This window comes from Methylobacterium sp. Leaf111 (assembly GCF_001423285.1).
GTDB lineage: Bacteria > Pseudomonadota > Alphaproteobacteria > Rhizobiales > Beijerinckiaceae > Methylobacterium.
This window is the reverse complement of record NZ_LMNE01000036.1, coordinates 1-12,229: the sequence shown is the minus strand read 5'-3', so window position 1 is coordinate 12,229 and position 12,229 is coordinate 1. Positions and strand designations below refer to the sequence as shown.

Genomic DNA, 12,229 nt, shown 5'->3' with positions numbered 1-12,229 from the left:
GGCTCGATCACCGCCCACTCTGCATCCGTCAGGTCAAACCGCGCCATCCTCGGTCCTCCATATGGAAAACCAACGACGCACCGACCAAACCGTGCCACCCGTTATGGGTTCACGACCTAGAGCGGAAGATTCGCTGCGAAAAGGGTCCCAGGCCGAATTCCACGCGAGACCGGCAACCTGAAATTGCCTGTCCACATCTCCGCCGCCGCGCCGGGCTTAACCGTTGGTTAACCATGATCGGCGACATCCGGGATCGCAGCATCCTTGGGTCACAGGACGGAAGGCCACCGCCCCGTCCACCGGCGATCCAGACTGCCGGATCCGTCCGCCCCCAACCGTCACCCGAACTCGTCGACGCTCGCGAAGGGATGCCAGGATGAAAGCCATCACGTTCGTCACCCAGAAGGGGGGCAGCGGCAAGAGCACGCTCTGCATCTCCCTGGCGGTCGCCGCCCAGGAGCGCGGCCTCTCGGTCTGCATCCTCGAGATGGACCGCCAGGCCACGATCAGCGACTGGCTCGACCATCGCACCGCCGAGGGCCCGGAAGTGGCGCAGATCGACGCGACGCAGATCGAGGGCGTAATGGCCCAGCTGCGCGACTCCGCCTACGACTACGTCTTCATCGACACCCCCGGCGTCGATTCCGCCGGCACCCTCTCGGCGATCCGCGCGGCCGATCTCTGCGTCATCCCGTGCCGCCCGACCCCGGCGGACCTGCGCGCCTTCAAGCCGACGCTCGCGGCGATCTACCGGCTGGAGAAGAAGTTCGCCTTCGTGCTGAACCAGACCCCGCCCCGCTCCTACCGCATCCGCGATGCCGCCGACGGCCTCGCCGTGCTCGGCATCCTGCCGGACGTGAACATCGTCGCCCGCACCGACCACCAGGACGCCATCGGCGTCGGCCAGGGCGTCACCGAGTTCAATCCGAAGGGCCAGGCCGCCTCCGAGGTGCGCAAGCTCTGGAGCTGGATCGAGAAGCGCATGCAGGTGAGCAAGCATGCCAAAGCCGCCTAAGCTGAGTCTCGCCTCCATCGTTGCCGCCTCGACCCCGCCGGGCAAGTCCCACCAGGGCCCCCAGCAGACCGCCGAAATCGTCCAGCTCGACACGGGCGCGCCCCCGCTGCGGCGCCCCACCGCCACCCTGAAGCAGCGCGCCCGTCAGATGTCGGTCTACCTGGAGCCGCCAGTCTACGATCAGCTGCGCGACATCGCCCATGCGGAGCGGGCCAAGATGCACGGCCTGATGCTCGAGGCCCTGGATCTGCTGTTCAAGCAGCGCGGCGCCCGCTCCATCGCCCAGCTCAACGAGCCGGACGGGCGCTGAGCACGAAAGAAGAGCCCCAGCAAGAGTTTGTCGGGGCTTTCCAATGTTTCGGATCAGCCTCGTGCGGTGCGTGACGGCCCGCGGCCGCGATCGATCGGACCACGATTTTTCCCCAATCCCGCAAAGGCTTGGCGGACGATCCTCAGGCTGAGCCTCCGTCCGGGCCCGCGGTCCCGGCCCCGGCCCGGTCCCCCCGCCGGGACAGGCCTGCGTTCAGCCTTCCTTTACGGCATTCGGACAATCTTATCCGTCTCGGGAGGGGCGCAGGGCGCCGGTCCCGGGGGGCTCGTCCGGTCCTGCTCTCGCCCGCCGGCGGTCCCTCTCGAATATGTTTTGTGGATCGGGGCGGGGGCTGGGGCGGATCATCGCGATGGCGCGTACGACGAAGCCGGGACATCCGGGGCCGGCCCCGCTGCCGCTCTGGCGGCTGCTGGCGGTCTCGGCCGTGGCCCTCACCACGGCCAACTGCGCGCAGTCCCCGCAGAAGCTCGCGGGCGCCTCCGGAACCGGCTCCAGCCTCGATCCGAAATACGGCGTCAAGGCCAGCCCGCGCCTCTACAACGAGGGCGACGTGATCCCGAAGGGGGGCGGCCGGCGCTTCTCGGGCAAGCCCTACGTGGTGGCCGGGCGCACCTACGTCCCGCGCGAGGACGCCAAGGGCTATGTCCGCGAGGGCCTGGCCTCCTGGTACGGCTCGGCCTTCCACGGGCGCATGACCGCCAACGGCGAGGTGTTCGACCGCCACTCCATCGCCGCGGCGCACCCGACCCTGCCGCTGCCGAGCTACGCCCGCGTCACCAACCTCGCCAACGGCCACTCGATGATCGTCCGGGTGAACGATCGCGGCCCCTATCACGCCAACCGCCTGATGGACGTCTCCGAGGAGGTGGCCGAGGCGCTCGAATTCCGCCGCAGCGGCACCGCACGGGTCCGCGTCGAGTATGCCGGCAAGGCCTCCACCGCCGGCAGCGACGACCGCAAGCTCCTCGCCACCCTGCGCACCGACGGCCGGCCCGCCGCCGTCAACGGCCCCTCGCCGGTCATGCTGGCCGATCTCGGCCCGGACACGGCGCAGGTCTCCGCCGAGCGCCTCGCCCGGGCGAGCCGCCCCGCCCTGGCCTTCAAGGAGGCCGACGACCAGCCCGCGGCCGAGGCCGCCCCGGTCGCCGCGACCGAGGCGGCGCCGGCGCCCCGTCCGGCCAAGCCCGCCCCCATCCTGGTGGCGAGCGCCGCCACCGTCGCGGTCCCGGCCGCGCTGCAGCCGACGGCTCTGCGGGCCGAGGGGTTCCGGCCCGTGCGGCACAGCCCGTCCGAGCCGCACCAGACCCTGGCCGCCGCCCGGCCCGCGCCCCTCAGCCTGACCCCGCCGCCCCTGCGGCTCGCCGGGGCGCGGCCCGAGCCGCACGCGACCGCGAGCCGCCTCGCCGCCGCGTCGCCGGCCGGCAAGGGCCAGGGGCTGGGGCAGGGGCTCGCGACGGTCGCCCAGGCCGGCGGGGCGCCGGCCAGGAGCGATCCCCGCGCCGCCACCGCCCGCTTCGCCGCCGCGACCCCGGCGCCCGCATCCCGGACGGCTCCCGCCGGGCTGTCGGCCGCCGGACCGAGATCGGGCCACCAGCCCGGTGTCGCCCGGATGGCGGTCGCCAGGACCGGTTCGGAGGCCAGGACGGCTTCGGAGGTCAAGGCGGCGCCCAAGGCCGTCGCGGTCGCCAAGGCCGTCGCGGTCGCCAAGGCCGGTCCGGTCGGCAAGCCGGCCGGCAAGGCCGCCGGTCTGGCCCAGGGGACGCCCTCGGCCAAGGCGACCCCCGCGGCGCGAACGGCTCTCGCCGCCAAGGCGCCGGCCCGGACCCGCGCCCAGTTCGCCGAGGCCCGCTGAGACGCCCGCCGAGGCGGCATGCGGCGCGTCCGCGGCCGTCGGGACCCATCGACGCGCGAGGGGACCCACACGTGATTTGGGTTCGATCTCGGCGCCAAATACCTGTAACGTCACGCTTGATCGTGGGGGCGATGCACGGGGCGGCGTGAGGCAGGGCGTGAGACAGGGTATGAGTGTGAGAGAGCTCCTCGCGGGTCGGAACGGAGCGGGCCGCGCGGCGGTGTCGGGGCTGGTCCTGGCCGCGGCGCTGAGCCTGTTCGCGGCGGGCTCCGCCCTGGCCCAGAGCTTCCAGACGGCGGCGCCCCACGCGATCCTGATCGATGCCGATTCCGGCTCGGTGCTGTTCGAGAAGGGGGCCGACGAGCTCTTCTCCCCGGCCAGCATGGCCAAGCTGATGACCACCGAGATCGTGTTCAACGAGATCCGGCAGGGCCGGCTGACCATGGACTCGGAGTTCCAGATCACCGAGGACGCCTGGCGCCGGGGCGGAGCGGGGGGCGGCGGCTCCTCGATGTTCGCGCAGCTCAACAGCCGCATCAAGCTGTCCGACCTGCTGCGCGGCCTCATCGTGCAGTCGGGCAACGACGCGGCCATCGCCATCGGCGAGGGCATCGCCGGCTCGGAGGAGAATTTCGGGCGGATGATGACGGCGCGGGCGCGGGAGATCGGCCTGACGCGCTCGACCTTCCGCAACGCGACCGGCTACTCGGCCCCCGACCAGAAGGTGACCGCCCGCGATCTTGCCAAGCTCGCCCTGCACCTGATCGAGACCTACCCGGACCTGTACAAGATCTTCGCCGAGCGCGAGTTCACCTGGAACAAGATCAAGCAGCAGAACCGCAACCCGCTGCTGACGCTCGATCTCGGCGCCGACGGGCTGAAGACCGGCTACCTCGAGGAATCCGGCTACGGCCTCACCGGCTCGGCGGTGCAGAACGGGCAGCGCCTGATCATGGTGGTGAGCGGGCTGAAGACCGCCCGAGACCGGGCGGCGGAATCGCGCAAGCTGATGGAGTGGGGCTTCCGCGCCTTCGAGCCGCGCCAGGTCTTCACCGCCGGTGAGACCGTGGCGGAGGCCTCCGTCTACGGCGGCGCGGCGGGCAGCGTGCCCCTCGTCGCCAAGAAGGCCGTGCGGGTGCTGCTGCCGCGGGGCTCCGGCGACAAGATCACCGCCCGGGTGGTCTATCAGGGCCCCCTGGTCGCCCCGGTCGAGCAGGGGCGCGAGATCGGCCGCCTGCGCATCACCCGCGGCGACACCCAGGCCCTCGACCAGCCGCTCTATGCCGGCGACACGGTGGAGGCCGGCACGCTCCCGCAGCGGGCCCTCGACGCGGCCTGGGAGGTCGGCACCGGCCTGTTCCGCAAGGCGTTCGAGAAGGCCGGCGCGAAATCGTGACGGCGCCCGGGACGGGGGGAGGGACCTTCATCACCTTCGAGGGCGGGGAGGGGGCCGGCAAGTCCACGCAGATCCGCCGCCTCGCCGCGCATCTGCGTGCCGAATCCGGCCGCCCCGTGCTGACGACGCGCGAGCCCGGCGGCTCGCCCAAGGCCGAGCGGATCCGCGAGGCGCTGCTCGCGGGCCTGGCCAAGCCCTACGGCCCCTTCGCCGAGGCCCTGCTGTTCTCCGCCGCCCGGATCGACCACCTCGACACCCTGATCCGCCCGGCGCTGGGGCGGGGCGAGATCGTGCTCTGCGACCGCTTCGCCGATTCGACCCGGGCCTACCAGGGCGCGGCCGGCGGCCTGGACCCGGATGTGCTGGTCGCCCTCGAGGGCGTCGTCGTCGGCCCGACCCGGCCCGACCTGACCCTGATCCTCGACTGCGAGCCGGAGCTCGGGCTCGCCCGCGCGCAAGCGCGCCGCGCCGCGGGTGCCGAGGGCGCGGTCGACCGCTTCGAGGCCGAGGCCCTGGCCTTCCATGCCCGCCTGCGCACGGCCTTCCGCGCCATCGCGGCGGCGGAGCCCGGACGCTGCGCCGTCGTCAACGCCGCCCTGCCCGCCGATGCCGTCGAGGCCGCGATCCGCGCCGTGGTGGCCGAGCGCCTGCCCGGGCTGCTGCCCGCGCGGGCCGGCCATGGCCGGAGCGACGACCGCCCCGGGACGGAGCACGGCGATGCGGCCTGAGCGCGCCCCCGAGGACGTCGAGCCCGGAGACCTGACGGAAGTCCCGCGCCCGCGCGAGCAGAGCGATCTCGTCGGCCATGCCGAGGCGGAGGCCGCCTTCGTCGCGGCGATCGCCTCGGGGCGCCTGCACCATGCCTGGCTCATCGGCGGCCCGCGCGGCATCGGCAAGGCGACGCTGGCCTACCGGGTCGCCCGCTGGCTCATCGCCCATCCGGCGGCGCAGGGGGCGCCCGCGAGTCTCGCCGTCGACCCGGACCATCCGGCGGCGCGCCAGGTCGCGGCCCTGTCGCATCCCAACCTCGTGGCCCTGCGCCGGACCCGGGCCCCCCAGGCCAAGACCCTGGCGACCCGGATCTCGGTGGATGCGGCCCGCGGCGCCCTCGCGCTGTTCGGCTCCACCGCGGGCAATGCGGGCTACCGCATCTGCATCGTCGACAGCGCCGAGGACCTCAACGCCAACAGCGCCAACGCGCTCCTGAAGATGGTGGAGGAGCCCCCGCCCCGCTGCCTGTTCCTCATCGTCAGCCACGCGCCGGGCCGGCTCCTGCCGACCATCCGCTCGCGCTGCCGGGCCCTGACCCTGCGCCCCCTCGCGGAGGCCGAGGTGGCGCGGGTGATCGGCGGCTTCGCGCCGCCCTTCGTGCAGCCTGGCCCCGAGGCGCTCGCCCGGGCGGCGCAGCTCTCGGAGGGCTCGGTCGCCGAGGCCGTCGCCCTGCTCGATCCCGCCCGGGCCAGCCTCGTCGCGGAGGTCGAGACCCTGCTGGCCCGCCTCGACCACCCGGACTGGCGCCGCATCCTGGCCCTGGCCGAGAAGCTCAGCGGGCGGGACTCCGACGACCTCTTCGCGGCCAGCCTCGACACGGTGTTCCGCTTCGTCTCGGCCGAGCTCGACCGGCGCCGGCACGCGCCGCCCGCCCGCCTTGCGGCCCTGGTCGAGGTGTGTGACAAGATCGCCCGCGCCGCGCGGGAGGCCGCGACCTACAATCTCGACCGCCGGCCGCTGGTCCTGTCCCTGTTCGGCGACCTGGCGGGCGCGCTCCGCGACGCCGCCTGACGGGGCCTGGTCGTCTCCCGCCGTCCTGTGATCCCGGGACCCGATTCCGGGGCCTGATCCTGTGAACCCTGTATCCGGGGAACCCCTCGACGTGACCGCCACCGACCCGGCAACCGCGAAGACCTTCGGTCTCTCCACCGCGATCTCCTATCCCAACGGCGCGCCGCATATCGGCCATGCCTACGAGGTGATCGCCACGGACGCGATCGCCCGCTTCAAGCGCCTCGACGGCTACGAGGTGTTGTTCTCCACCGGCACCGACGAGCACGGCGTCAAGATCCAGCAGACGGCGGCCAAGGCCGGGATCACCCCGCGGGACCTCGTCGACGCCATGTCCGCGCGCTTCCGTGCCATGGCCGAGGCCCTGGATTGCAGCCACGACCGCTTCATCCGCACCACCGAGCCCGACCATTACGCGGCCGCCCAGGAGTTGTGGCGCCGGATGGAGGCCAACGGCGACCTCTACCTGTCGAAATATGCCGGCTGGTACTCGGTGCGCGACGAGGCCTACTACGCCGAGGACGAACTCGAGACCGGACCCGACGGCGTCCCCGTGGCCAAGGCCACCGGCACGCCGGTGACCTGGATGGAGGAGGAGAACTTCCTGTTCCGGCTCTCGGCCTACCAGGATCGGCTCCTCGCCCTCTACGAGGCCGAGCCCGATTTCATCGGCCCCGAGACCCGGCGCAACGAGGTGGCGAGCTTCGTGCGCTCCGGCCTCAAGGACTTCTCGGTCAGCCGCACGAATTTCGACTGGGGCGTGCCGGTGCCCGGGCACCCCGACCACGTCATGTACGTCTGGGTCGACGCCCTGACGAACTACCTCACCGTCACGGGCTTTCCCGACCAGGCCGACGCGCGGACGAAGTTCTGGCCGATGGACCTGCACGTCATCGGCAAGGACATCGTCCGCTTCCACGCGGTGTACTGGCCGGCCTTCCTGATGTCGGCGGGGCTGCCGCTGCCCAAGCGCGTCTTCGGCCACGGCTTCCTGCTCTCCAAGGGCGAGAAGATGTCGAAGTCGCTGGGCAACGTCGTCGACCCGATGGACCTGATCGCGACCTACGGGGTCGACGCGGTGCGCCACTTCGTGCTGCGCGAGGTGCCCTTCGGCGGCGACGGCAATTACAGCCACGAGGCGATCATCACCCGCTACACGGCGGACCTCTCCAACGGGCTGGGCAACCTCGCCCAGCGCTCCCTCTCGATGATCGCCAAGAACCTCGGCGGCACGGTTCCCGAGCCCGGCGTCCTCACGGAGGACGACCGCGCCCTGCTGGCCCTGGCCGACGCCTTGCCCGCCACCGTGCGGGCGGCCATGGACCGGCTCGCCCTCCACACGGCGCTGGCCGAGATCTGGGCCGTGATCACCGCCGCCGACCGCTACTTCGACGCGCAGAAGCCCTGGGTCCTGCGCAAATCCGATCCGGCCCGGATGGCGGCGGCGCTCTCCGTCGTGGCCGAGACCCTGCGGGCCATCGGCATCCTGGTGCAGCCCTTCATGCCGGGCTCCGGCGCCCGGCTCCTCGACCTCCTGGCCGTGCCGGCGGACCGGCGCCAGCTGGCCGATGTGGGGGAGGGCGGTCGCCTCGTGCCGGGGACGCCGCTCCCCGCCCCCGTCGGCCTGTTCCCGCGCTTCGTGGAGCCGGAGGCGTCTTCGGCGTGAACGACGGCGTCTCGTCCGACGGCGTCTCGTCCGACGGCATCTTGCCCACCCCACCGTTTTCCGAGCCTCGCCTCATGCTGGTCGACAGCCACTGCCACCTCGATTTTCCGAATTTTTCGGAGGATCTGCCCAACGTCCTCGCCCGCGCCCGCGCGGCCGGGGTGACCCGGATGGTCACGATCTCCACGCGGATCGCCAAGGCCCGGACCTACGAAGCCCTGTCGGAGGCCAACCCCGAGATCTGGCACACCATCGGCACCCACCCGGACGGGGCGGGCGATGAGCCCGACGTGCCGACCGAGGCCATCGTGGCGCGCACGCACCATCCCCGCTGCATCGGCATCGGCGAGGCGGGCCTCGACTTCCACTACGACAACGCCGCCCCCGAGGCGGTGCAGGAGCGGGTCTTCCGCCGCCACATCGCGGCCGCCCGCGAGACCGGCCTGCCGCTGGTGATCCATTCCCGCGACGCCGATGCGGAGATGGAGGCGATCCTCGTCGACGAGATGGGGCGCGGCGCCTTCACGGCCGTTCTGCACTGCTTCTCGTCGGGGGCGCGCCTGGCCGAGGTCGGCGTCGAACTCGGCTTCTGCGTGTCCTTCTCCGGCATCGTCACCTTCCGGCGCTCCCACGACCTGCGGGCGATCGCCCGGTCGGTCCCGCGCGACCGCCTCCTGGTGGAGACCGACGCCCCGTTCCTGGCGCCCGAGCCCCATCGCGGCCGCACCAACGAGCCGGCCTACACGGCGGACACCGCCCGCGCCCTCGCCCAGACCCTCGAGATGGAGTTTTCGGACTTCGCCGCGCTGACGACGGCCAATTTCCACCGCCTGTTCCACAAGGCCGCGGCCTGAGCCGGGCAGGGGGCTCGGATCGGGCGTGACAGGCCCCCGCCCCCTCCGATACCAACGGGGGCGGAGGTGCCGATGGGCGCATTGCGATTGACGATCCTCGGCTGCGGCTCGTCCGGGGGCGTGCCCCGCGTGGGCTACGGCTGGGGCGCCTGCGACCCGCAGGAGGCGCGGAACCGGCGCCGGCGCTGCTCGCTCCTGGTGGAGCGGCAGGACGGCGGCCCGGCAGGAGCCACCACCCTCCTCGTCGACACCTCGCCGGACCTGCGCGAGCAGCTGCTCGGCGCGGCGGTCCAGCGCCTCGACGCGGTGCTGTTCACCCATGCCCATGCCGACCACACCCACGGCATCGACGACGTGCGGCCCCTGGTCATCCACATGCGCCGGCGCATCCCGGTCTTCGCCGACGCCCGCACGCGCCGCCTGCTGGAGGCGCGGTTCGGCTACTGCTTCGAGACGCCCCCCGGCAGCGAGTATCCGCCGATCCTCGACATGCACGACCTGGCGGACGGGGAATCGACGGTGGTGGAGGGGCCGGGCGGGGCGATCACGGCCCTGCCCTTCGGCCTGGAGCACGGCAACGAGGCGGCCCTCGGCTTCCGCTTCGGCCCGGCGGCCTACGCGCCCGACGTCAGCCTGATGCCGGCGGCGTCGCAGGCGCGGCTGCACGGCCTCGACCTGCTGATCATCGATGCCCTGCGGGACACCCCGCACCCGACGCATTACTCGGTCTCGGATGCCCTGGCGCTGATCGAGACGGTGCGGCCGCGCCGGGCCATCCTGACCAACCTGCACACGGATCTCGACTACGCCACGCTGAGCGCCAAGCTGCCGCCGAACGTCGTGCCGGCCCATGACGGGCTGAGCGTCACGCTGGATCTCTAGCGTTCGTCCGGGATCGGGGGAAACCGGTTCTCCCGAGAAGACGAACGGCGAGACGAGGAATCGCCAGTCCGTCTCGGCCAGGATGAACCGGACGGACTCCCGGGAGGAGGGCGGTCCGCCGCCTCCCCCGATCCCCTCCTCGGCTCAGTTCTGGGTGCCGGCGTCCTGCGGCAGGCCCGCATTGGCCAGGAGCTGCGCCGTGGCGGCGCGGGCCAGGCGGTCGTAGCCCGCATCGGTCATGTGCAGGCCGTCGGGACCGATCATCTGGGTCGGGGACAGGAGCCCCTGGGCGGCCCAGGCGCGCATCATCGCGTTGCGGCGGATCACCGGCACGTTGAGCTCGGTGGCGATGGCGTGCAGGGCGGCGCCGTAGGCCTCGGCCCCGGCGGTGGTCGAGAGCTTCTTGCACCATTGCTGGTCCATCAGGACCACGTCGGCACCGGTGGCCCGCATGGCGAGGATGCCGGCGCGGGTGAGTTCGGCGAAGCGCGCGACGCTGACGCCGCTCATCGGGTCGTTGCTGCCGGTCTGCCAGATCACGAGGTCCGGCTTGTCGGCGAGCACGTCGCGCTCCAGCCGCCGGGCCATGGCCTCGGAATCGTCGCCGCCCTTGCCCCGGTTCAGCACCGTGACGGCGGAATGCTCCGCGCCCATCGCCCCGAGCCGCGCCGTGAGGTCGCGCTGGAGCTGGGCCGGGTAGGTGGTGGCCGGCGAGGAGGCGCCGGAGCCCTCGGTCGAGGACGAGCCGAAGGCCACGATGCGGACGGCCTGGCCCTGGGCGATCAGGCCGGCGAGACGGGGCAGGCGGGCCAGCGCCCGGCGCGGGATCGCCGTCCGGACGATCGGTCGGGCCGTCTCCATCGCCGCGGCCTGGGGCGGCTGCACCAGGGCGGTGCGCTGCGGCTCGGCCTGCGCGCGCGCCGGCGCGCCGGTGGCGAGCGAAACGGATCCGACGGCCAGCAAGACCAGGCTCAGGGCAGCGGAGGGGCGTGCAAGGATCGGCATCGCATTCGCTTCGGAGAGGATCGATTCGGACGGGCATCCGCTCGGCTGGTGCCCGGTATCATGTATTATGAGGAGGAATTGTGACATCCGCCAGCGGTTTAGCACCCCTGGCGGTCGCTGCGCGCCCAAGAACTGGCAACGACGTGAATCGCCCGTGTGGAGATTGCATGAATACGCGGTGTCGGGAATGGGTGAACCCTTCGTCGCGGGAGGCCCCTGCCCCGGTTCGACGGGTTTTGGTTCCATAATATATCTTATGCGAACGGCGTTCATGGGGTCTGGGACGGGGTCTTGGGGCGGCGCGGCCAAGTTGGCGGCGTGCTTGTCATCAATAATTGGCGGCGAACGTGAAAAAGCGTGCAGATAGAGAGGCTTGTGCCAGCAGCATTGCGGGCCCTCGGCTACAAGGAGAGCGGTTGCCAATTATACGTAACACCCTGAAATCACTCACGTTCTTGCGGACCCCGTCGTCAAGCGATTGTTGATTGCGGACCTTATTGCGGACCCTAGCCGCTACCGGGCGCTCAATCGTCCGTGCTTTGATCAACAGGGTTGAGACGTGGTCCGAACAAAGTCCCGTCGGAGGAGATGAGCTCGGTTACCGCGACGGCTACAGCCCGGGCTGCCTCGGCATCCAGGCCGTCGTTTTGCTGAAGGTGTTGAGCCGCCTCAGCTGCCCGCTTGTATTGGAACGCTATGGCTTTAGCCATTTCATTCAATTCGGAAACTGTATCTCCGCCTATGATTTTGATGCGGTCGAAGGCCAGAAGACTGAGAAGTATCGCTCGGAGAAGCTTTATATCAAGTTCTGGAGCTGCCCCCTGCCCTCGTTCTCTGCTGCCACGACCCGTCAGAATATAATCTATAGAAACGTTCCGCATGTATGAGGCGGCTACCGCCTCAGCATACGGGATGGAATTACGCGATCTCCACTTTGATACATTTTGTCTAGTGGTATGCAGCGCATCGGCTAGTGCAGTATCTGTATCAACTCCATACACCTCTTTCATCCTATCAAGGACGTCGGCAGCATTTAGCTTCTGAGCCTCCGCGCTAGGCGGAACCGATAGGTCTTGATCAAGCGGTGTTGACATATTGGCTACAGGCGTGTTTCCATTTAGGCTACATCGTCGGAGCCTATCATGGACATCGTGTTGCACGATACCGAGCAAGCCTATGAGGCTGAGTATGCGCGGGTGCGTTCGGTCCTTATTTCGCGGGGCAGCTCCCTTAACACGTACCTCAAGAGCCGCGGCATCTGTCGTCAGCTCGCCTACAAGGCCCTCAAAGGCCGGTCTCTCGGCCGCAAAGCTGTAGTCCTCAGGGCGCAAATCATTCGGGACGTTCTAGTGGTTAAGGTCTGACGGTTGAGTCCGCGTGGGGTTTCGGTTTGAGGCCTGTCCTGCGAGTCTGGCGGGATGCGCAGTGGCATCTCCTTCACGCTCT

The 12,229-nt window shown here is 70.8% G+C and carries 11 protein-coding genes; 9 read left to right on the top strand and 2 right to left on the bottom strand.

What is annotated here, in order from left to right:
* Positions 1-376: 376 nt before the first annotated feature.
* The 9 genes from ASF41_RS16530 (at position 377) to ASF41_RS16490 (ending at position 9,778) form a co-directional block, all read left to right on the top strand.
* Positions 377-1,015, top strand: coding sequence for a ParA family protein (locus ASF41_RS16530; protein WP_056222129.1), 639 nt, complete (start codon positions 377-379; stop codon positions 1,013-1,015).
* On the top strand, positions 999-1,325 hold the full coding sequence (locus ASF41_RS16525; RefSeq protein WP_056495079.1) for a ribbon-helix-helix domain-containing protein: 327 nt from the start codon (positions 999-1,001) through the stop codon (positions 1,323-1,325). The genes ASF41_RS16530 and ASF41_RS16525 overlap by 17 nt, the downstream gene beginning before the upstream one ends.
* Before the next feature lie 370 nt (positions 1,326-1,695).
* Positions 1,696-3,198: a septal ring lytic transglycosylase RlpA family protein gene (locus tag ASF41_RS16520; RefSeq protein ID WP_056495076.1), complete on the top strand. Its 1,503-nt coding sequence runs from the start codon at positions 1,696-1,698 to the stop codon at positions 3,196-3,198.
* Positions 3,199-3,367: 169 nt separating this feature from the next.
* Positions 3,368-4,594, top strand: a complete 1,227-nt coding sequence (locus ASF41_RS16515) for a D-alanyl-D-alanine carboxypeptidase family protein (protein WP_056222141.1) — start codon at positions 3,368-3,370, stop codon at positions 4,592-4,594.
* Positions 4,591-5,322 carry a dTMP kinase gene (tmk, locus tag ASF41_RS16510; protein ID WP_056222144.1) on the top strand — a complete coding sequence of 244 codons (732 nt, stop codon included), beginning with the start codon at positions 4,591-4,593 and terminating at the stop codon, positions 5,320-5,322. Before ASF41_RS16515 ends, tmk begins: the two co-directional genes overlap by 4 nt.
* Positions 5,312-6,376 carry a DNA polymerase III subunit delta' gene (locus ASF41_RS16505; RefSeq protein ID WP_056222243.1) on the top strand — a complete coding sequence of 355 codons (1,065 nt, stop codon included), beginning with the start codon at positions 5,312-5,314 and terminating at the stop codon, positions 6,374-6,376. The genes tmk and ASF41_RS16505 overlap by 11 nt, the downstream gene beginning before the upstream one ends.
* A gap of 91 nt (positions 6,377-6,467) precedes the next feature.
* Positions 6,468-8,042, top strand: a complete 1,575-nt coding sequence (gene metG / locus ASF41_RS16500) for a methionine--tRNA ligase (RefSeq protein ID WP_056274901.1) — start codon at positions 6,468-6,470, stop codon at positions 8,040-8,042.
* Between the two features lie 74 nt (positions 8,043-8,116).
* Positions 8,117-8,896: a TatD family hydrolase gene (locus ASF41_RS16495; RefSeq protein WP_056275081.1), complete on the top strand. Its 780-nt coding sequence runs from the start codon at positions 8,117-8,119 to the stop codon at positions 8,894-8,896.
* Positions 8,897-8,968: 72 nt separating this feature from the next.
* Positions 8,969-9,778, top strand: coding sequence for an MBL fold metallo-hydrolase (locus ASF41_RS16490; protein ID WP_056274898.1), 810 nt, complete (start codon positions 8,969-8,971; stop codon positions 9,776-9,778).
* Between the two features lie 144 nt (positions 9,779-9,922).
* On the opposite strand, the gene ASF41_RS16485 is transcribed toward ASF41_RS16490, so the two are convergent.
* Positions 9,923-10,783, bottom strand: a complete 861-nt coding sequence (locus ASF41_RS16485) for an SGNH/GDSL hydrolase family protein (RefSeq protein WP_244472574.1) — start codon at positions 10,781-10,783, stop codon at positions 9,923-9,925.
* Between the two features lie 524 nt (positions 10,784-11,307).
* Positions 11,308-12,114 (bottom strand): helix-turn-helix domain-containing protein, encoded by an 807-nt coding sequence (locus ASF41_RS25805; protein WP_210166994.1) that lies wholly within the window; start codon positions 12,112-12,114, stop codon positions 11,308-11,310.
* Between the last annotated feature and the right edge of the window lie 115 nt (positions 12,115-12,229).

Excerpts from the sequence above, each read along its gene's own strand:
- ASF41_RS16495 (WP_056275081.1), top strand. The coding sequence starts at position 8,117 with ATGCTGGTCGACAGCCACTGCCACCTCGATTTTCCGAATTTTTCGGAG.
- ASF41_RS16505 (WP_056222243.1), top strand. The coding sequence starts at position 5,312 with ATGCGGCCTGAGCGCGCCCCCGAGGACGTCGAGCCCGGAGACCTGACG.
- ASF41_RS16515 (WP_056222141.1), top strand. The coding sequence starts at position 3,368 with ATGAGTGTGAGAGAGCTCCTCGCGGGTCGGAACGGAGCGGGCCGCGCG.
- ASF41_RS16530 (WP_056222129.1), top strand. The coding sequence starts at position 377 with ATGAAAGCCATCACGTTCGTCACCCAGAAGGGGGGCAGCGGCAAGAGC.
- ASF41_RS16485 (WP_244472574.1), bottom strand. The coding sequence starts at position 10,783 with ATGCCGATCCTTGCACGCCCCTCCGCTGCCCTGAGCCTGGTCTTGCTG.
- ASF41_RS16525 (WP_056495079.1), top strand. The coding sequence starts at position 999 with ATGCCAAAGCCGCCTAAGCTGAGTCTCGCCTCCATCGTTGCCGCCTCG.
- ASF41_RS16520 (WP_056495076.1), top strand. The coding sequence starts at position 1,696 with ATGGCGCGTACGACGAAGCCGGGACATCCGGGGCCGGCCCCGCTGCCG.
- ASF41_RS16490 (WP_056274898.1), top strand. The coding sequence starts at position 8,969 with ATGGGCGCATTGCGATTGACGATCCTCGGCTGCGGCTCGTCCGGGGGC.